The sequence below is a fragment of the Streptomyces rubellomurinus genome, from assembly GCF_000961885.1.
GTDB lineage: Bacteria > Actinomycetota > Actinomycetes > Streptomycetales > Streptomycetaceae > Kitasatospora > Kitasatospora rubellomurina.
Genome location: NZ_JZKH01000043.1, coordinates 26,902 through 46,658 on the forward strand (window position 1 = coordinate 26,902; position 19,757 = coordinate 46,658).

Annotated in this window: 19 protein-coding genes; 5 read left to right on the forward strand and 14 right to left on the reverse strand. The window is 74.3% G+C overall.

Translation table 11 applies throughout. The features are described from left to right. Positions 1-8: 8 nt before the first annotated feature. Both VM95_RS21110 and VM95_RS21115 read right to left on the reverse strand, forming a co-directional pair. On the reverse strand, positions 9-755 hold the full coding sequence (locus VM95_RS21110; protein ID WP_045699193.1) for a 3'-5' exonuclease: 747 nt from the start codon (positions 753-755) through the stop codon (positions 9-11). 162 nt (positions 756-917) lie between these two features. Then, a complete protein-coding gene (locus VM95_RS21115; RefSeq protein ID WP_045699196.1) occupies positions 918-1,193 on the reverse strand; it encodes a glutaredoxin family protein in 276 nt (91 codons plus the stop codon). Positions 1,194-1,303: 110 nt separating this feature from the next. On the opposite strand from VM95_RS21115, the gene VM95_RS21120 reads away from it, so the two are divergent. From VM95_RS21120 to VM95_RS21130, 3 genes are all read left to right on the forward strand, one after another. Further along, positions 1,304-2,278, forward strand: a complete 975-nt coding sequence (locus VM95_RS21120; RefSeq protein ID WP_045699198.1) for an HAD family hydrolase — start codon at positions 1,304-1,306, stop codon at positions 2,276-2,278. A gap of 616 nt (positions 2,279-2,894) precedes the next feature. After that, positions 2,895-3,728, forward strand: a complete 834-nt coding sequence (locus tag VM95_RS43760; protein ID WP_045699253.1) for an ECF subfamily RNA polymerase sigma factor, BldN family — start codon at positions 2,895-2,897, stop codon at positions 3,726-3,728. A gap of 270 nt (positions 3,729-3,998) precedes the next feature. Further along, positions 3,999-5,312 (forward strand): DUF5667 domain-containing protein, encoded by a 1,314-nt coding sequence (locus VM95_RS21130; protein WP_045699201.1) that lies wholly within the window; start codon positions 3,999-4,001, stop codon positions 5,310-5,312. 89 nt (positions 5,313-5,401) lie between these two features. Here VM95_RS21130 and VM95_RS21135 read toward each other — a convergent pair whose 3' ends face one another. The 7 genes from VM95_RS21135 to proC all read right to left on the reverse strand — a co-directional run bounded on the left by VM95_RS21135 (position 5,402) and on the right by proC (position 11,916). Beyond that, on the reverse strand, positions 5,402-6,409 hold the full coding sequence (locus VM95_RS21135) for a lysophospholipid acyltransferase family protein (protein WP_045699203.1): 1,008 nt from the start codon (positions 6,407-6,409) through the stop codon (positions 5,402-5,404). Between the two features lie 7 nt (positions 6,410-6,416). Next, positions 6,417-7,541: an NAD-dependent epimerase/dehydratase family protein gene (locus VM95_RS21140; protein ID WP_045699256.1), complete on the reverse strand. Its 1,125-nt coding sequence runs from the start codon at positions 7,539-7,541 to the stop codon at positions 6,417-6,419. A gap of 219 nt (positions 7,542-7,760) precedes the next feature. Beyond that, the gene (locus VM95_RS40500) at positions 7,761-7,877 is read right to left on the reverse strand and encodes a 30S ribosomal protein bS22 (RefSeq protein ID WP_425311139.1); all 117 of its coding nucleotides are present in this window, start codon (positions 7,875-7,877) and stop codon (positions 7,761-7,763) included. 172 nt (positions 7,878-8,049) lie between these two features. Next, positions 8,050-8,259, reverse strand: a complete 210-nt coding sequence (locus tag VM95_RS21145; protein ID WP_045699258.1) for a helix-turn-helix domain-containing protein — start codon at positions 8,257-8,259, stop codon at positions 8,050-8,052. A 246-nt stretch (positions 8,260-8,505) separates the two neighbouring features. Then, on the reverse strand, positions 8,506-9,702 hold the full coding sequence (locus tag VM95_RS21150) for an acetoin utilization protein AcuC (protein ID WP_045699204.1): 1,197 nt from the start codon (positions 9,700-9,702) through the stop codon (positions 8,506-8,508). A gap of 80 nt (positions 9,703-9,782) precedes the next feature. Next, positions 9,783-11,003, reverse strand: a complete 1,221-nt coding sequence (locus VM95_RS21155) for an MFS transporter (RefSeq protein WP_045699205.1) — start codon at positions 11,001-11,003, stop codon at positions 9,783-9,785. An 85-nt stretch (positions 11,004-11,088) separates the two neighbouring features. After that, positions 11,089-11,916 carry a pyrroline-5-carboxylate reductase gene (proC, locus tag VM95_RS21160; RefSeq protein WP_045699206.1) on the reverse strand — a complete coding sequence of 276 codons (828 nt, stop codon included), beginning with the start codon at positions 11,914-11,916 and terminating at the stop codon, positions 11,089-11,091. A 156-nt stretch (positions 11,917-12,072) separates the two neighbouring features. Here proC and VM95_RS21165 point away from each other — a divergent pair, with 156 nt between their 5' ends. After that, positions 12,073-12,522, forward strand: a complete 450-nt coding sequence (locus tag VM95_RS21165; RefSeq protein WP_157882159.1) for a hypothetical protein — start codon at positions 12,073-12,075, stop codon at positions 12,520-12,522. 144 nt (positions 12,523-12,666) lie between these two features. Then, entirely contained in the window at positions 12,667-13,998 is a 1,332-nt protein-coding gene (locus VM95_RS21170) for an SCO2583/SCO2584 N-terminal domain-containing protein (RefSeq protein ID WP_052707479.1), read from the forward strand. Position 13,999: 1 nt separating this feature from the next. On the opposite strand, the gene VM95_RS21175 is transcribed toward VM95_RS21170, so the two are convergent. The 5 genes from VM95_RS21175 to VM95_RS21195 form a co-directional block, all read right to left on the reverse strand. Further along, positions 14,000-14,530, reverse strand: coding sequence for a hypothetical protein (locus tag VM95_RS21175; RefSeq protein WP_045699208.1), 531 nt, complete (start codon positions 14,528-14,530; stop codon positions 14,000-14,002). Between the two features lie 108 nt (positions 14,531-14,638). Beyond that, positions 14,639-16,483 (reverse strand): dihydroxy-acid dehydratase, encoded by a 1,845-nt coding sequence (ilvD, locus tag VM95_RS21180; protein ID WP_045699209.1) that lies wholly within the window; start codon positions 16,481-16,483, stop codon positions 14,639-14,641. Between the two features lie 129 nt (positions 16,484-16,612). Next, positions 16,613-17,383 (reverse strand): class I SAM-dependent methyltransferase, encoded by a 771-nt coding sequence (locus VM95_RS21185; RefSeq protein ID WP_045699211.1) that lies wholly within the window; start codon positions 17,381-17,383, stop codon positions 16,613-16,615. Positions 17,384-17,428: 45 nt separating this feature from the next. Continuing rightward, positions 17,429-18,232: a sugar phosphate isomerase/epimerase family protein gene (locus VM95_RS21190; protein ID WP_107073034.1), complete on the reverse strand. Its 804-nt coding sequence runs from the start codon at positions 18,230-18,232 to the stop codon at positions 17,429-17,431. 540 nt (positions 18,233-18,772) lie between these two features. Further along, entirely contained in the window at positions 18,773-19,735 is a 963-nt protein-coding gene (locus VM95_RS21195; protein WP_045699213.1) for a Ppx/GppA family phosphatase, read from the reverse strand. Positions 19,736-19,757: the final 22 nt, after the last annotated feature.

Sequence of the window (19,757 nt, forward strand, 5' to 3'; positions counted from 1 at the left end):
GACACGCATCACGCCGTGGAGCCCATAGCACCGCACTGCGTCAGCACCACCGCCGGGGCCTGGGCACCCGGCAGCCACGGCCCGTACGGCGCCTCCCGGCGCAGCAGCGGCACGGCCGCCCCGGACGGGCGGGAGCGGGCCCGGCCCAGCCGGGGCCAGGGCACCCCGGCCGCCTCGCGCAGCGGGCCCGCCCAGTCGTCCGGCGGGCAGGACGGGGCGCCGACGCAGTGCCGCAGCAGTTCCGCCGTCACCCGGGCGTCCCCCAGCGCGGTGTGCGCCGGGTACCAGCCCAGACCCGCCGCCTCCACGCAGGCCGCCAGGCCGTGGCTGCGGGCCTGCGGCAGGTGGGCGCGGGCCAGCTCCATCGTGCACAGCAGCGGGACGGGCGGCAGCGGCACCCCGATCCGGGCGAACTCGCGCTCCAGGAAGCCGTGGTCGCAGGTCACGTGGTGGCCCACCAGCACCCGGCCGGCCAGCAGCTCCAGCAGCCGGGGCGCGATCTCGCGGAAGCGCGGGGCGCCCTCGACGTCGGCCTGCCGTATCCGGTGCACATGGGTCGGGCCGACCGGGCCGAGCGGGTCCAGCAGGGTGGCGAACTCCCCCTCGGGGCACAGCCGCTCGTCCAGCAGCACCACCGCGACCTCGACCATCCGGTGCCGCCACGGGCTGCGGCCGGTCGCCTCCACGTCCACCACGGCGAAACCCCGGCCCGCGGACGGGGCTTCGGGCGGCGCGGGGGTCGGGCGGGGAAGCATGGCGGCACTCCTCGTGTGCTCAGCCCCCCACGGGCGCAAACGCGTTCGATCGTAAGCCGACCGTGGCGCCCCGAACCAAGCCCGAACGGAGTGTCTTCGGCAACGATTCGGCGAACCGCCCCCGCCGACCGGCGGGGGCGGCGGCGGCCGTACGGGCTTCCGTCAGGCGCCGAGGGCCTTGCGCAGGCGGGCCTCGTCGACCCGCCAGAAGTCGTGCTGGCGGCCGTCGATCAGGGTGACCGGGATCTGCTCGCCGTAGCGCCGGAACAGCTCCTCGTCCTGGGTGACGTCCTTCTCCTCGAAGGCCGCGCCCAGCTCGCCGGTCACCCGCAGCAGCACCTCGCGCGCGTCGTCGCACAGGTGGCAGCCGGGCTTGCCGAGCATCGTCACGGTACGGTCCGCGGGCTTCGGACTCTTGCGTCGCAGCAGTGGGCTCACCGGGACATTCTGCGCCCCGGAGCCCGGTCGGCCCCCACCCGGGAGCCGTTCACCCCGAGGGCACGCCTTCGTCACGGTCTCCGCCCTCCCGGCTGGCTATGCTCGGTGACATGGCCGTGCTCCGAAGGCTCACCCAGGCAAAGCGTTCCAGCAGCGAGCGGAGCGCCCTGGCGGGCGAAGCCGCCGCGGAGGCGGCGGAGGCCGCGCTGCGGGCCGCTCCGGAGCCCGCCGCCGCCCCCGCCACCGGGAAGACCGGCACCGGCCGCACGCCCAAGGCCCCCGCCGGCAACCACACCCCGGACCGGGACGACCCGCACGCCGCCGCCTTCTTCGACTGCGACAACACCATCCTGCGCGGCGCCGCGATCTTCTACCTCGGCGTCGGCCTCTACCGGCACGGCTTCCTCACCCGCCGCGACATCGCCCGCTTCGCCTGGCAGCAGGCGGTGTTCCGGGTGCACGGCACCGAGGACCCGGACCACATCTCGGACGCCCGCAACACCGCCCTCGGCATCGTCGCCGGAAAGCGCACCGCCGACCTGGAGGCGATCTGCGAGGAGGTCTTCGAGCACGTCGTCGCCGACAAGATCTGGCCCGGCACCCGCGCCCTGGTCCAGATGCACCTGGACGCCGGCCAGCGGGTCTGGCTGGTCACCGCGGCCCCGCTGGAGGTGGCCCGGATCATCGCCCGCCGCCTCGGCATGACCGGCGCGCTCGGCACCGTCGCCGAGGCCCGGGACGGCCACTACACCGGCCGGCTGGTCGGCGACCTGCTGCACGGCCCGGCCAAGGCGGCCGCGGTCGGCGCGCTCGCCCGGCGCGAACGCCTCGACCTCGACCGCTGCGCCGCGTACAGCGACTCGGCCAACGACATCCCGATGCTCTCGCTGGTCGGCCACCCGTACGTGGTGAACCCGGACGGCGCGCTGCGCCGGCACGCGCGGGCCCAGGGCTGGCGGGTGCGGGACTTCCGCACCGGGCGCAAGGCGGCCCGGGTCGGGCTGCCGGCGGCGGCCGCGCTCGGGGTGCTCGCCGGGGCGACGGCGGCCGCGGTCGCGCTGCAGCGCCGGCACCGCCGCGCCTGAACCCCCGCCACGCCTGAGCTCCCGCCACGCCCGAACTCCCGCCGCGGGGGCGGCGACCCGCTCCGGCCGCCGTTCACCCACCGTTCCCCCGACGCTTCCCCGCCGCTCCCCCTGGCGGGTGATTCCGACGTCAACCGGGGCCTCGATCCGCCCCCTCGTACGGGCGAACTCCCGCTCCCACCAGGCATTTCCCGCCGCGCTGTGCGAACCTGACGTCCGGTGACCGGATCTGATCGTTCGTCGAGCCGGGAAAGTCGGGGATTGCCGACCGCCGAGGCTGGGAAACCGCCCGCCACGCCCTCGAATTGGTCACCCTGGGCGCCCATTCGGTCACGTTGAGCCGGATGAAGGCTGACATCTCCGGTCAGTGTCGGCCGAATATGCACATCAAACGGATCTCAAACGACCACTTCGACCACACGGTGTAGCTGTCATTGCACAAAGCGTTATTCTCTCCTGGATGCACGTCACCCACCCGCCCCGCTCGAACGGGCGGCACGCGGCGTGCTCTCCGCGCAGGCGGAGGTGATCCGTCCACAGTTCTGCCTCTGGGAGTCCCGTGTACCCACCCGTCCGGAACGACGCGCCTGCACCCTCCCGCCCGTCGTCCGTGCCCCTGCGCCCCCGCACCGGCCTCCGCGCCCGCCCGGCCGAGCGGCAGATCGCCACCGGCCTGGACCTGCTGCGCAACCTGCTGCGCAGCCAGCTCGCCGCCGCCACGCCCCAACTCGTGCCCGCCGGGGCGCCGTTCGGCCAGCCGTACGGCCCCGAGCACGGCCCCGGAACGCTGCTGCGCACCACCGCGGCCGGCTCGACCGGCACCGGCTCGCGCGGCCGCACCGGCACCACCGGCATCGGCCGCAGCCGCTCCCGCACGGCGCCCAGCCCCGGCTACGAGACCGAGCACAACCCGATCATGGAGCTGGTCGAGCGCGCCCAGAACGGCGAGAGCGAGGCCTTCGGCCGGCTCTACGACCACTACGCGGACACCGTCTACCGGTACATCTACTACCGGGTCGGCAGCCGGGCCACCGCCGAGGACCTCACCAGCGAGACCTTCCTGCGCGCGCTGCGCCGGATCGGCACCTTCACCTGGCAGGGCCGGGACTTCGGCGCCTGGCTGGTCACCATCGCCCGCAACCTCGTCGCCGACCACTTCAAGTCCAGCCGCTTCCGGCTGGAGGTCACCACCGGCGAGATGCTCGACTCCAACGAGTGCGAGCGCAGCCCCGAGGACTCGGTGCTGGAGTCGCTCTCCAACGCCGCCCTGCTGGACGCGGTGCGCCGGCTCAACCCGCAGCAGCAGGAGTGCGTCACCCTCCGCTTCCTGCAAGGGCTTTCGGTGGCCGAGACGGCGCGGATCATGGGCAAGAACGAGGGTGCCATCAAGACCCTCCAGTACCGCGCCGTGCGCACCCTGGCCCGCCTGCTGCCGCCCGACGCGCGGTGAGGCCGCGGTGCCCGAAGGCGCGATAGCCGCGCGGGGAGCGGGCCGGTCGTCACCATCCGTGCCCGATCGACACGTCCGGGTGAACGGTCGATCCGATGATCAGCCACGCGTAACCGACCGCCCGTACCGCTCGTTGGCCAGCGTGCAAGTCTCCACCAGGCGTACGGTCAAGCCGAATTGCGACCTGTCACCCGATGGAGTGGCTTTGGCCAGCCGAGGCAACCGTCCGGCAGGCCGGGGTGTCGACAACGACGAAGGGAGGTGTGGCCCGTGACGGCAAACGTGCTGGAGCACCGACGGGCGAAGGCCTTCGCCGAGGCGCTGGAGGCCCACCAGACGGAGCAACGCCACGCGGACGGCACCGGCTCGGCCGACACCGCCGCCACCGGCGCCGGCTCGACCGCGGTGGCCGAACTGGTCTCAGTGGCCGACGCGCTGGGAGCGCTGCCCGGGCCGGAGCTGGACCGCGAGGTCCGCACGGTCCAACGCGCCCAGCTGATGGCCGCGTTCGAGCAGGCCTTCGCCGGCGGACCGGGCGCCACGGTGCCCCGCCAGCGGCGCCACCGGGCGATCCGCACCGCGCCGCGCGGCCGTTGGAGCCGCCGGTTCGCGATCGGCGGACTGGTCGCCGGACTCGCCGTGGGCAGCCTGGCCGGCGCCGCCGCCGCCAGCTCCAACGCCCTCCCGGGGGACACGCTCTACGGCATGAAGCGCGGACTGGAGGGGCTCCGGCTCGACCTCGCGGACTCCGACTCCGAGCGCGGGCAGCTGCTGCTCGACAACGCCGCCACCCGGCTCGGCGAGGCCAGGACGCTGGTCGGCCGCACCGATCCGGCCGGCGCGCTCAGCCCGGGCACCGTCGACCGGGTCCGCCGCGCCCTGGACGACATGCACGCCGACGCCCTCAAGGGCCGCGAGCTGCTGCGCTCGGTCTACCGCAGCAACGGCTCGCTCGACCCGATGCGCGCGCTGGCCGGCTTCGCCCAGGACGAGGACGGCAGCTGGACCGAGCTGGAGGGCAAGCTGCCCGTCCAACTCACCCAGCAGGCCCACCTGGTGAACCAGCTCTTCGACGACATAAGCGAGGACGTCGCGCCCCTGCGCCTGGCCCAGCCCGCCGCGAAGAGCGGCGCACCGGCCGGCACCGGAGCGGGCGGCGGACAGTCCGGCCAGGCCACCGACAGTGCCCCCGGCGACACCCCGGCGGGCGGCACCGGCACCGCGCCCGGCGCCGACCAGCCCCAGGGCGGCAGCACCGGCACGGGCGGGGCGGCTCGCCCCGGCGACACCGACCGCAGCCCGGCCGGCTCCGGCCTCGTCCTGCCCGGCACCGGCGCCAAGGGCGGCGGCCTGCCGAGCGCCGTGCCCAGCAACGGCGCGGACGCCGTCAACGGCCTGGTCGGCGACCTCACCGGCGGGCTCACCGCCGCCAAGCCCTCGCCGAGCGCCGACGCCGCCCCGCCGCAGGCCCCGCAGGCCCCCGGCACGCCCAGCGCGGCGGGCGGCGCCCCGCAGCAGGGCGTCGACGTGCCGCCGCTGATCCCGGGGCTGCTGCCCGGGCTGCGCATCCTCGGCGGCAGCTGAGCGACACCTCGCGGGGCCCCGGCGGAGCTGGTTCCGCCGGGGCCCCGCGAGGTTCCCGATCAGAGGAACACCGATCAGAAGAGCGCCGATCAGAAGAACACCGAACGCCGCTGCACCAGCAGCTCGTAGAGGGTGCGCTGGATGGTCTCCCGGACCTCGTCGGCCAGGTCGAAGACCAGCATCGGATCGTCCGCCGCCTCCGCCGGGTAGCCGTCGGTGGCGATCGGTTCGCCGAACCGGATCGTCCACTTGGTCGGCAGCGGCAGCACCCCGAGCGGCCCCAGCCACGGGAAGGTCGGCGTGATCGGCACGTACGGCAGGCCCAGCAGCCGGGCCAACGTCTTCACGTTCCCGATCATCGGGTACGTCTCCTCCGCCCCGACGATCGAGCAGGGCACGATCGGCACCTTCGCCCGCAGCGCCGAGGAGACGAAGCCGCCGCGCCCGAAGCGCTGCAGCTTGTAGCGCTCGGCGAAGGGCTTGCCGATGCCCTTGAAGCCCTCCGGCCAGACCCCGACGATCTCACCGCGCTCCAGCAGCGCCTGGGCGTCCTCGTTGCACGCCAGGGTGTGGCCGGCCTTGCGGGCCAGCTCGTTGACCCCCGGCAGCACGAAGACCAGGTCGGCGGCGAGCATCCGCAGGTGCCGGCGGTGCGGGTGGTGGTCGTGGATGACCACCTGGGTCATCAGGGCGTCCAGCGGGAGCGTGCCGGAGTGGTTGGCGACGATCAGCGCGCCGCCCTCGGCCGGGATGTTCTCGACGCCCTGGACGTCGATCCGGAAGTACTTCTCGGCCAGCGGGCGCAGCAACGAGAGCAGCACCTCCTCGGTCAGCTCCCGGTCGAAGCCGAACTCGTCGACCTCGTAGTCGCCGGTGAGCCGGCGGCGCAGGAACGCCAGCCGCTCGGTGGCCCGGCCCTCCCAGCCCTTGCCGAACAGCTTGGTGGCCGCCGGGCCGAGCTGCCCGGACAGCGCCCCGCCGACCGCCCCGGCGAGCCGGTCGGGCAGCGTGGGGCCGTCCGGCTCGTTCCAGCTCGGCGCGGACTCGATCGGGATGACCTTGGCCTCGCCCGGCGCGTTCTCGGCGGCGGCACTCATCGCGGGTTCAGCTCCTCGGGCGGCGGGGGCGGTTCGGTACGGCGGGGGTGACGGCGGGGGTGACGGCGGCCCGGTCCGGGCCGAGCAGGCCGGCCAGCCGGTCGGTGGCGGCGGCCAGCCGCTCGGGCGGCAGCAGACCGGGGCCCTGCGCGGCGGCGAAGTCCGCGAAGGCCTCCGGGGTGCTGAACGCCGGGCGGTAGCCGAAGGTCTCCCGCAGCCGCGTGGTGTCCACCACCCGCCCGTGGGTGAGCAGCCGCAGCTGCTCGGGGGAGACGTCCACCAGCCGGGTCTGCCGGGCCAGGCCGGCGATCCAGCTGACGGCGGGCAGCAGCAGCGGCAGGGTGGGGCGGCCGAGCCGGCGGGCGCACTGGGACAGCAGCAGTACGCCCTCGCCGGCCACGTTGAACGTCCCCGTGTTGGCGGTGCCCGGCTCGGGCTCGGCGGCGGCGCGGCAGAGGACGGCGACGGCGTCGTCCTCGTGCACGAACTGCAGCCGCGGGTCGTAGCCGAGGACGGTCGGCAGGACGGGCAGCGCGAAGTACTCACTGAGCGGGGTGTCGGCCTGCGGGCCGACGATGTTGGCGAAGCGCAGCACCGTCACCGCGACGTCCGGACGGCGCCGGGCGAAGCCGCGCACGTAGCCCTCGACCTCGGACGCGTCCTTGGCGAAGCCGCCGCCGGGCTGGTCCTTGGGCTGCATCCGCTCGCTGAAGACCGCCGGGTCGCGGGGCGCGGAGCCGTACACCCCGGTGGTCGACTTCACCACCAGCCGGCGCACCCCGGGCGCCTTCTGGCAGGCGCCGAGCAGCTGCATGGTGCCGATGACGTTGGACTCCTTCACCGCGGAGCGGTGGGTGGAGCCGAGGCCGGTGGCGCTGACGCTGAGGTGGATGACGGTGTCGACCCGGTGCTCGGCGATCACCCGGGCGACGGCCGGGCGGCGCAGGTCGAGCTGGTGGAAGCGGTACGGGGCGAGCGGGCCGGCCGGGCCGGCCGGCTCCCCGGCGGGCCGCTTCGGCGGCTGCACGTCCACGCCGACGACCAGGTCCACGCCCGGACGGCGGCGGAGCTCGGCGACGAAGCGGGCACCCAGATGGCGTGCCACGCCGGTGACGAGCACGACCACACCCACGGTGCTGCACCCCATTTCACTCGACCGAGCGGTCCGCGTGCACCGTACCGCGCCACCGGGGCGGGCCGTGAAACGACACCGCCCGCCCAGGCCACGAAGGCCTGGGCGGGCGGTGAAACGCCTGAACCCCGCGAGGGCGGGGGCACTATTTCTTCCTGCGCCGCTGTACGCGTGTGCGCGGATCACCCCCGCAGAGGCGGGGAGGCGCAGGCTCAGGCGTTACTTCTTGTTGCGACGCTGGACCCTGGTCCTCTTCAGAAGCTTGCGGTGCTTCTTCTTGGCCATACGCTTGCGACGCTTCTTGATGACAGAGCCCACGGAACAACCCTCGCTCACTGAGACTCTCGCCCGTGAGAGACGGAGTCCATACGACTGACGTGAGGGCCTAGCCTACCGTCCACGACGCCCGGGCCGTAATCGCACTCCCCCGGACCGGGAAACTCGTGGGAAATCAGCGGCGAACGGGCCCGGGACCACCGCTGTGGACCCGAGCCCGACCACCCGGGCCCTACGCGCTCTCAAGCCGCACGTAGGACTCCTTCAGGTACTCGTGCACCGCCTGCTGCGGCACCCGGAAGGAGCGTCCGACCCGGATGGCCGGCAGCTCTCCGCTGTGCACCAGCCGGTACACCGTCATCTTGGACACCCGCATGACCGCGGCGACCTCCGCCACGGTCAGGAAGACGACTTCCTGCAGGGGGCGCTCGACGGAACTCATGACCATCACCCGACCCTTACCCGTGTGCAAGGCACCGGCTTCCCCTCCGGTGACTCCACCGGCACACGTGTATCCCCAGAGTAGTTATGGGTGGTACCAGTGGGAAGAGGGGAGGTGCAGTCCTCGTACGGTGAGAGATAGGACCGTTGCAGTACGTAGCCGCTCGGCGGATGGCACCGGTCGGCGTACGCACGGCCCGCCCGCGGCAGGGGCGTGGAGCGCTCCGGGACGGGTGAAACGCCGGATTCAGGCCAACAGTCCGTGGTGCGGGAACACCGCTCGGCGGGCCGCGAGGATGGCCTGATCGAGTCGGTCGGCGGGGTCGTAACCCGCCTCGAAGTCGTGCCAGACCGGGCGCGCGCCGTCGGTCATCCGCAGCGGGGCGGGGCGGCGGGTGCGGCGGTGGACCTCGGCGCGCCAGGCCTCCGGGGTCTCGGTGGCCGGGTCGACGGGCCGGCCGGCGGCGGTGGCGACCAGGTGGGTCCAGGTGCGCGGGACGACGTCGACCACCGCGTATCCGCCCCCGCCGGTGGCCACCCAGCGGCCGCCGGCGTGCTCGTGGGCGAGGCCGTGCAGCTCCTCGGCGATCAGCCGCTGGGCGTCCACGGTGACGGCGAGGTGGGCGAGCGGGTCCTCCAGGTGGGTGTCGGCGCCGTGCTGGGTGACCAGGACCTGCGGCCGGAACGCGCCGATCAGTTCGGGCACCAGCGCGTGGAAGGCGCGCAGCCAGCCGGCGTCGCCGGTGCCGGCGGGCAGCGGCAGGTTGGCGGCGGAGCCGGGGGCGTCCGGGCCGCCGGTCTCGGTGGGCCAGCCGGTCTGCGGGAACAGCGTGGCCGGGTGCTCGTGCAGCGAGACCGTCAGCACCCGGGGGTCGTTCCAGAACGCCTCCTGGACGCCGTCGCCGTGGTGGACGTCCACGTCGACGTAGGCGACGCGCTCGGCGCCGAGTTCGAGCAGCCGGGCGATGGCGATGGCCGGGTCGTTGTAGACGCAGAAGCCGGAGGCCTTGCCGGGCATCGCGTGGTGCAGCCCGCCGGCGAAGTTGACGGCGTGCTGGGTCTCGCCGCGCCAGACCGCCTCGGCCGCGGCCACGGACTGGCCGGCGATCAGCGCGGCGGACGAATGGACGGCCGGGAACGACCAGTTGTCGTCGGTGCCGAGCCCGTGCGCGGGGTCGGACTCCTCGGGATGGGCGGCGGCGTGCCGGACCGCCTCGACGTACGCGCGGGTGTGCACCAGCCGCAGGGTGGAGTCCCCGGCGGCGGGCGCGGAGCGCAGCGTCACCCCGGGCCCGGCGGTCAGCCCCAGGGCCTCGACCAGGCGCATGGTGAGCGCCAGCCGGGTCGGGTCCATCGGGTGGCCGGGGCCGAAGTCGTAGGCGGTGACGGCCTCGTCCCAGAACAGGTGCAGGCCGCAGGGCAGGTCACGCTCGGCTTCGGGCATGGCCTCCACCGTAGTGGGTGGCGGTGGCCGCCAGGTTGTCAGGGCCGCGGCCGGCGGGGGCGGTGGCGCCGGTCAGCCGGTCAGCCGGCCTCCGCCAGTGCCGCGTTGGCGGGGGCCGGGGCGAAGCGGTCGGCGAGCGGCAGGACGGCGAGCACCAGCAGCATCGGGGCGAGCAGCGCCCAGCGGTACGAGCTGGCGTCCGCGACCGCGCCGACCAGCGGCGAACCCACCAGGAAACCCACGTAGTTGAACAGGTTGAGCCGGGCCACCGCGGCGTCCGAGTCGGCCGGGAAGAGCCGGCCGCCGGCCGCGAAGACCTGCGGGATGATCGCGCAGATGCCGAAGCCCAGCACGGTGAAGGCGGCGATGCCGGCCCAGGGCGCGGGCGCGACGGCGGCCAACGCGAAGCCGAGCGCGGCCAGCGCGGCGCCGGCCCGGACCACCGGCACGGCGCCGAAGCGCTGCACCGCGCGGTCGCCCAGGGCCCGGCCGAGCAGCATCGCCACCATGTAGCCGAGGTAGGAGAGTTTGGCGAGGTCGTCGCGGCTGCCGAGGCCGTCGGTGAGGTACTTGACGCTGTAGTTGGAGACCGAGGCGTCCGCGATGTACGCGAAGGCCATCGCCAGGCACAGCGGCAGCAGCGGCCGCCAGGGGATGGACCGGGCGGCGGCCTCGGCGGCCTCCCGGACGGCGTCGCCGAGCTCGGCCGGGCCGGCGAAGTACCTGCCGGTCAGCACCGCGAGCGGGGCGACCACCGCGGCGGCGGTGCCGAACAGCACCGGCAGGCCGACGTCGTCGTGCGAGCCGAGGCCGGCGATCGCCGCTCCGAGGATGCCGCCCAGGCTGAACGCGGCGTGGAAGCCGATCATGATCGAGCGGCCGTAGCGGTGCTGCAGGCCCACCCCGAGCATGTTCATGCTGGCGTCCAGGGCGCCCACCAGCAGCCCGAACGCGCCCAGGGCGAGGGCGAGTTGCCACAGCGCGTCACCGAGCCCGGCGGCCGCGAGGCTCAGGCAGACGCCGGGCTGCACCACCCGCAGCACCGCGCGGGCGCCGATCCGCTTCACCACCTGCTCGGAGGCCAGCGAGCCGGCCCCGGCCAGGATCGGCACCGCCGCCAGGAAGGCCGGCAGCAGCCCGTCGCTCAGCCCGTACCGGCGCTGGATCTCCGGGATGCTGGTAACCAGCAGGGCGAAGACGGTGCCCTGGAGCACGAAGCCGACGGCCAGCGCCGCCCGCCCGGCGCGCAGGCCGGGCGCCGTCGAGGAGGGGACGGGCTGCTCGGATGGCGCGGCACTCATGCGGGACCTCGCTACTGGCCGGTACGACGATGTAGGCCGAGAGCGTAGGGGGTGCGCCGGGTTTGCGGGAGGGGTCGCGCAGTGCTCACTTCCCGCCGGAGGCCAGCTCCCGGGAGCGGTCCCGGGCCGCCTCCAGGGCGCCCAGCAGCGCGGCCCGCACCCCGTGGTTCTCCAGCTCGCGGATGGCCGCGATGGTGGTGCCGGCCGGGGAGGTGACCGCCTCGCGCAGTTTCACCGGGTGCTCGCCGGAGTCGCGCAGCATGACCGAGGCGCCGATCGCGGACTGCACGATCAGGTCGTGCGCCACCTGCCGGGGCAGGCCGAGCAGGATGCCGGCGTCCGTCATCGCCTCCACCAGGAAGTAGAAGTAGGCCGGGCCGGAGCCGGACAGCGCGGTGGCCGCGTCCTGCTGGGACTCGGGCAGCCGCAGCGCCTTGCCGACCGAGCTGAAGATCTCCTCGGCCCGCACCAGGTGCTCCTCGGTCGCGTGCGAGCCGCCGGAGATCACGCTCATCCCCTCGTCCACCAGGACGGGCGTGTTGGGCATGACCCGCACCACCGGGGTGCCGGCCGCCAGCCGCGCCTCGAACCAGGCGGTCGGGACGCCGGCCGCGGCCGAGATCACCAGCCGGTCCGGGCTGACGTACGGGGCCAGCTCCTCCAGCAGGGTGCCCATGTCCTGCGGCTTGACCGCGAGGATCAGGGTGTCGGCGAGCTTGGCGGCCTCGGCGTTGGGGACGGCGACCACGCCGTACCGGGCGGCGAGTTCGGCCGCCCGCTCCGGGCGGCGGGCGGTCACCAGCACGTCCGCCGGGTCCTTGCCGGCCCGCAGCAGACCGGAGAGCAGGGCCTCGCCGATCTTGCCGGTGCCCAGGAAGGCGATCTTCTGCCCGTGTGCTGCGCTGCTGCCCATGGTCCGCTCCTTGCCTCGGTACTGCGGCCATCCTCGCACCGCGCCCGGGGCCCGCGCCGGACCGTCCGGTCCGTGAACCACCGAGCGGTGCACCTAGGGAGAAACTCGGGGGTTTCCCCTATGGCCCCGGGGAACGGGCGGGCGCACCGTGGAGGTATGGCACACGACGACATGTCCCGACGAGAGAACCGGCAACTCGCCGTCGCCTCGGCGACGGTGGGCCCGTGGCGGACGGCCGCGGGAGTCGGTGCGGTGGTGGGGGCGACCGTCCTGGGGATCGACCTGATCTCGGGGCACTGGTCGCTGAGCATCCTGGCCGGCCCGGCCGGCTGGGGTCTGTTCTTCTTCTTCCTGGTCGGGACGCTCGGCGGGCAGCTGCGCCGCGACACCGCCGACCGGCGGCTGCGCCGCTGGGCGGACGCGCACCCGTGGCAGGCGGGCCTCCCGGCGGCCGGCGGGCTGCTGGTGCTGAACGCCCTGGCGCAGTGGCTCCTCAGCGACGCGGGTCTGCTCTGGGCGTTCTTCGAGTCGCTCCTGCCGGCCGCCGTCCTGCTGGCCGTGGTCGGCGTGGTGGGGTCGGTGAAGCAGGCCCGCGGCAAGGGGTGAGCGACCCGGGCCGAGCGTGTGGCACCGGTCCTGACGTCGCGTTTCCGGACGAAGGCCGGTGAATCCGACCGTCTCGCACACGGGTTCACCACACGGTGCGGCCCCGGTCGACGGTTCGTCACACCCGGTCGGCATACTGGCGCGATGCCGATAGCCGAAGATCCGGAACCGCGCCCCGACGAGGGCCGCGAGGCGGGCGGGAAGGACCCGTTCGCAGACCTCGTCCTGGACGAGGAGTTCGTCAAGGGCGCCAATGTCAAGGAGCAGGCCGGGCGCACCCGCATGCTCGCCGCCCGGTGGAAGCACACCCCGCCGGTCGACCCGGGCGGCCGCCGCTCGGTCAACGACGGCCCGGCGCCCAAGCGCCGCTTCGGCCGCAAGCCGAAGGCCCTGGCCTACGACGCGTGGGGCAACCCGAGGCCGGTCCGCTCCCAGCGGTGGCAGACCCCGCTGTTCGTGGCGCTGACGATCGTCGTGCTGCTCGCCGCGCTCAACGTGGACGGGCTGCGCAACTGGTTCCACGGAGGTTCCCCGGACGCCTCCGCCCCCGTGCCGACCGTCGCGCCGGAGACCGCCAAGCCGACCACCGCGCCGCCGAAGGTCGCCGAGGACCGGCCGACCGTGGCGCGCCCGTGGGCCGGCTCCCCCGCCGAGGGCTGGCCGAACGGCGCCGAGGCGTTCGTCCTGCCCGAGGCCAAGGCCACCGGCGTGTTCTCCGCCGACCAGGTCGCGGCGCAGCTCCAGCTGGTCAAGGACTACCTGATCGCCGCCAACCTGGACCCGAAGGCCCTCGCCGGCGGCCGGCCGGAGGCCGCCCTGGCCATGCTGGACCGCGAGGAGCGCGACCACGCGGCGGCGGCGCTGGACAGCCCGTCCAAGGAGAACGACCCGACCAACTGGTTCAGCCGCTTCGACCCGCGCGAGGCGATCCCGGTCGGCGACGTGGTGAAGGTCCAGGGCCGGATCAGCTTCGAGGGCGACGGCGACAAGGGCGTCCTGGTCCACGCCGACTACAGCTACGTGTACGCGCTGCGCCCGGGCAAGGAGGCGGGCAAGCTGCCGAAGCCCTCCAAGCCCGCCCAACCCGCCCAGCCCAAGCCGAGCGGGCCCGCCGCCCCCGGCGACTCGACGGCGAAGCCCGTCGGCCTGGTGACGCCGGTGGACGACGTCTCCGGTGACACCTGGACCACCCGGACCGTGATCCGCCGGGTGGAGAACTTCCGCTTCTACGACCCGGCCCGCTACCAGGTCAACCCGAAGAAGCTGGCGTTCGGGGACGGCAGCACGTCCGAGTTCGGCAACGCGGAGTGCTTCGTCTACGACGGCTTCTACCACCCGCACTTCGACCAGTTCGACGACCGCACCCCCGGCGACCGTCCGACCGGGCCGAAGGAGGACCCGTACGACCGCAGCCGGGAGCTGAAGCCCGGCGACGGCAACGGCGACGGCGAGTGCGGCACCGTCAGCCGGTACTGAGCTACTTCTTCCGCTTGCCCCGGCCCGGCGCCTTGGCGTCGGGCCGGCCGCTGCGGCCCGCCTGGCGCTTGACGTGCTGGGCGACGGCCCGCTCGTGGGCGGCGCGCTTGACGGCCTCGCCGGGCGCCTCGACCAGGCTGCGGGCGAAGTAGGCGAGCAGGCTGCCGGCCCCGCCGATCAGCCAGACCGCGCCGAGCGACTTGTCCTCGGCCATCCAGCCGGTGAGCTGGTCCCGGCCCTCGGTGAGCAGCTTCCAGGTGCGCCGCACGCACATCATCGAGCAGACCACGATGGCGGCGGTCAGCAGCCCGTTGACGAAGCCGCCGTTGTCGGAGAGGGCGACGCCCTCGACGCCGAAGCGCAGCACCAGCACGGCGGCGGCCGCGGCGGCCAGCGAGCCGACCGACACGCCGACGCGGCGCAGCCAGTAGCCGTTGTCCCGGTCGAGCCAGGTGGTGCCGAAGAAGCGGATCGCCTCCGGCACGGGGGCTCCGGCGGGCGCGGGTGCGGTGGTGGGGGGCTGCTCGCTCACACCGTCGATTATCACCCGGGTGCCCGGGAACGCCGGAGGGGCCGTCCGACCACCCGGTTTCCGGGCGGCCGGACGGCCCCTCCGCTGCTGCTGCTGCTACTCGGCCGCTCAGCCGAGCTTGGTGACGTCCCGGACGGCGCCCTTGTCGGCCGAGGTGGCCATCGCCGCGTACGCGCGCAGCGCCTGGCTGACCTGGCGGTCGCGGTTCCTCGGCCGGTAGCCGCCCGCCGCCTCCAGCGCGCGGCGGCGCTCGGCGAGGACGTCGTCCGGCACCTCCAGGGAGATCGTCCGGCCCGGGATGTCGATGGCGATGGTGTCGCCGTCCTCGACCAGGGCGATGGTGCCGCCGGAGGCGGCCTCCGGGGAGGCGTGGCCGATGGACAGGCCGGAGGTGCCGCCGGAGAAGCGGCCGTCGGTGACCAGCGCGCAGGCCTTGCCGAGGCCGCGGCCCTTGAGGAAGGACGTCGGGTAGAGCATCTCCTGCATGCCCGGGCCGCCCTTGGGGCCCTCGTAGCGGATGACGACGACGTCGCCCTCCTTGACCCGCTTGGCGAGGATCGCCTCGACCGCGTCCTCCTGGGACTCGACCACGACGGCCGGGCCGCTGAAGGTCCAGATCGACTCGTCGACACCGGCGGTCTTCACGATGCAGCCGTCCTCGGCGAGGTTGCCGTACAGCACGGCGAGGCCGCCCTCGACGGAGTAGGCGTGCTCGACACTGCGGATGCAGCCCCTGGCCGCGTCGGTGTCCAGCGACTCCCAGCGCTCGGACTGGGAGAAGGCCTCGGCGGAGCGGACGCAGCCGGGGGCGGCGTGCCACAGTTCGACGGCCTCGGCGGAGGCCGAACCGCCGCGCACGTCCCAGGTCTTGAGCCACTCGGCGAGCGAGTCGGCGTGCACCGTGTGGACGTCCTCGTTGAGCAGCCCGCCGCGGTACAGCTCGCCGAGGATGGCGGGGATGCCGCCGGCCCGGTGGACGTCCTCCATGTAGTACGAGCCGTTGGGCGCGACCTTGGACAGGCAGGGCACCTTGCGGGAGATCGCGTCGATGGCCCGCTGGTCGAAGTCCAGCTCGGCCTCCTGGGCGGCGGCGAGCAGGTGCAGGATGGTGTTGGTCGAGCCGCCCATGGCGATGTCGAGGGCCATGGCGTTCTCGAAGGCGGCCCGGGTGGCGATCGCCCGGGGCAGCACGGAGGCGTCGTCGCCGCCGTAGTAGCGGTTCGCGATCTCGACGACCGTCCGCCCGGCGTTCTCGTACAACGCCTTGCGGGCGGTGTGGGTGGCGAGGACGGAGCCGTTGCCGGGCAGCGAGAGGCCGATCGCCTCGGTGAGGCAGTTCATCGAGTTGGCGGTGAACATGCCGGAGCACGAGCCGCAGGTGGGGCAGGCGTTCTCCTCGATGATCGCGATGTCCTCGTCGGAGACGTTCTCGTTGACGGCCTGCGAGATGGCGTCGACCAGGTCGAGCTTGCGCACGGTGCCGTCGACCAGGGTGGCCTTGCCGGCCTCCATCGGGCCGCCGGAGACGAAGACGGTCGGGATGTTCAGGCGCAGCGCGGCCATCAGCATGCCCGGGGTGATCTTGTCGCAGTTGGAGATGCAGATCAGGGCGTCGGCGCAGTGCGCGTTGACCATGTACTCGACGGAGTCGGCGATCAGGTCGCGCGAGGGCAGCGAGTAGAGCATGCCGCCGTGGCCCATCGCGATGCCGTCGTCGACGGCGATGGTGTTGAACTCGCGCGGGATGCCGCCCGCCCGCTTGATCGCCTCGGAGACGATCCGGCCGACCGGCTGCAGGTGGGTGTGGCCGGGGACGAACTCGGTGAAGGAGTTGGCGACCGCGATGATCGGCTTGCCGAAGTCCTCGCGGGCTACGCCGGCGGCCCGAAGGAGCGCGCGGGCGCCCGCCATGTTGCGACCGTGGGTGACCGTACGGGACCTCAGCTCGGGCACTGTGCTCCACTCCTTCGGGGCTCTCGCCGGCGCCCCGCCGGTGGGAGGGTGCGGGGGCCGCTGTAGGTACCGAGCCTACGCCCGCCGTCCGACCGGCGGACGGGCCGTCCGCGATGCGGGCAGGCGGCGTCAGCCCGGTTTGACGGCCACGGTGAGGTCCAGGGCGAACGGCTCGACCACGACGCCGTCCGGGAACTCGGCGAGCATGGCCTCCCGTTCGGCGGCGAGGATCGGGGCGCGCTCCCCGGGGCCGAGCGAGGCCAGGTAGGAGCGGGAGGTGAGGTCGGTGAGCACGTGCTCGACGGTGACCTGCCGCACCCAGCGCAGCACCACGCGTTCGACCCGGAGGCCGGCCGGGGCGAAGTGGCCGGTGTGGCCGCCGATCCCGCCGTAGCCGCGGTACCGGTCCGGCAGGGCGGCGGCCATCCGCTCGTCCCGGGCCCGGACCCACGGCACGGTCTCGTCGTGCACGTTCCACCAGGCGGCGAGGGCGCCGCCGGGCCGCAGGACCCGGACCGCCTCGGGGACGGAGCGCTCGGGGTAGGTCCAGTGGAAGGCCTGGGCGTAGGTGATCAGGTCGGCGGAGCCGTCGTGGAAGGGCAGGTCGTCGCCGGTGCCGCGGACCAGCGGCAGCGTCGGCGAGGAGGCCGCGAACTGGGCGGCCATGCCGCCGCTGGGCTCGACCGCGACGACCTCCGCGCCCCGGGCGGCCAGCAGCCGGGTGGCGATGCCGGTGCCGGCGCCGACGTCCAGGACCCTGGCGCCCTTGAGGCCCCGGCCCCAGAGCCGCTCGACCTCGTCGAACAGCTCGCCGGGGTAGCCGGGGCGGCCCCGGTCGTACTCGGCGGCGACCGCGCCGAAGCTCGCCGCGGCTTCGCGGTAGTCCCGATGGTCCGTCATCTCTCCCCCTCCGCCCGGCCGTTCGCGTCGGCCCGGGCCCACCGGTCAGCGTACGTGCGAGGGGGTGGCGAGGTGCAAGCGGGTGAAGGCCAGCGCCTCCGCCAGGTCGGCCTCGCGTTCGGCCGGTGAGGCGGCGCGGCGGGTGTTGACCTCCAGCACGACGTGGCCGTCGAAGCCGGTGCGGGCCAGGTGCTCCAGCAGCTCGGCGCAGGGCTGCTTGCCGCGGCCGGGGATCAGGTGTTCGTCCTTGCCCGAGCCGCTGCCGTCCGCGAGGTGGACGTGCGCCAGCCGGTCGCCCATCCGCTCGACCATGCCGAAGGCGTCGATCCGGGAGGTGGCGACGTGCGACAGGTCGATGGTGAAGTGCCGGTACTCCTCCTCGGTGACGTCCCAGCCGGGGGCGTAGGCCAGCACCTCGCGGTCGCGGTAGCGCCACGGGTACATGTTCTCGACGGCGAAGCGGACGTCGGTCTCGCCCGCCATCCGGTTCACGCCCGCCACGAACTCCCGGGCGTACTGGCGCTGCCAGCGGAACGGCGGGTGGACGACCACGGCGCTCGCGCCGAGCTTCTCGGCCGCCGCCCGGGCCCGGACCAGCTTGGTCCACGGGTCGGTCGTCCAGACCCGCTGGGTGATCAGCAGGCAGGGCGCGTGCACGGCCAGGATCGGCAGCTGGTGGGCGTCGGAGAGCCGGCGCAGGGCGTCGACGTCCTGGCTGACCGGGTCGTTCCAGACCATCACCTCGACCCCGTCGTAGCCGAGCTTGGCGGCCAGCTCGAAGGCGACGGCGGTGCTCGCCGGGTACACCGAGGCGGTGGAGAGGACCACCTTGGTGTCGGGGATGTGCAGGGCCGGGTGCTGCGGCAGGACGAGGCGGTCGGTGGTGCGCAGCAGCGGCGGGCGGGCGGCCTCGCGCTTGGCGGCCTTGACCGAGCGCACCGACTGGACGGCGGCCTTGGCGGCGCCGGCGGCCCGGGCGGTGCGGGTCTCGCGGGGGTCGCGGGGGTCCTCGGCGGACGTCTTGGCGGTCTGGGTCTTGGTGGCCGCCGCCTTCTTGTCCGCTGCCTTCTTGGGCGCGGCCTTCTTCGCGGTGCGCTGGGCCGCCTTGACGGCCTTCGCGGCCTTCCCGGCCTGCGCCGCCGTGGCGCCCTTGACCGCCTTGCCGAGCTTGCGGCGCGGGCCGTCCGGCCGCTGCTGCCCGTCCCCGGGAGCGCGGCCCTCCTGCGTCCCGTCCTCGCCCGCTGGTTGCACCACGGGAGACAGCGTATGCGGACCGCGCTGCGAACGGGGAGCCGGTGGCCGGCGGACGGCCGCGAACCGGCCGCCGCGGCCGCGGTCCGCCCGCCCGGTCGCCCGCCCGGTCGCCTGCGGCCGGTTCGCCGCTCGTGCTCAGCCGGTGAGCGCCGGGGGCTGCCGGTCGGCGGGGGTGTCCATGTGGTCCAGGCGGCGCAGGATGATGCCCTCGCGCAGCGCCCACGGGCAGACGTCCAGCTCGTCCAGGCCGAACAGGTCCATCGCGGCGTCGGCGACGATCGCGCCGGCCAGCAGCTGCTTGGCCCGGCCCTCCGAGACGCCCGGGATCTGCGCCCGCTCGGCGACGGTCATCGCGGACAGCCGGGGCAGCCACGCGGACAGCCCGACCCGGGTGAGCCGGCGGTCCGCGTACGGGCCGGCGTCGGCGGGGGCGGCGCCGGTCATCCGGGCGAGCTGCTTGAAGGTCTTGGAGGTGGCGACGGCGTGCTGCGGCGGCCCCAGCCGGGTGATCTCGCCGACCACCGTGCCGATCTCGGCCCGGACGTGCCGTCTCAGCTCGCGCAGCCCGTCCGCGTCGGCGACGTCCCCCGGCAGCCAGCGGGCGGTCAGCCGCCCGGCGCCCAGCGGCAGCGAGCAGGCGACGTCCGGCTGCTCGTCCAGGCCGGTGGCGATCTCCAGCGAGCCGCCGCCGATGTCCAGGTTGAGCAGCCGGCCGGAGGACCAGCCGAACCAGCGGCGGACGGCCAGGAAGGTGAGCCGGGCCTCGTCCTGGCCGGACAGCACCCGCAGCTCGATGCCGGTCTCGGCGGCCACCCGGCGCAGCACCTCCTCGCCGTTGGCGGCCTCGCGGACGGCGGAGGTGGCGAACGGCAGGATGTCGACGACGCCCTTGTCCTCGGCCACCCGCAGCGAGGAGGCGATGTGGCCGACCAGCCGCTCGACGCCGGTTTCGCTGATCGCGCCGTCCTCGTCGAGCAGTTCGGCCAGGCGCAGCTCGGCCTTGTGCGAGTACGCGGGCAGCGGGGCAGCGCCCGGATGGGCGTCCACCACGAGGAAGTGGACCGTGTTGGAACCTACGTCGAGCACACCGAGTCGCATAACTCTCCAAGTTACGCGATCG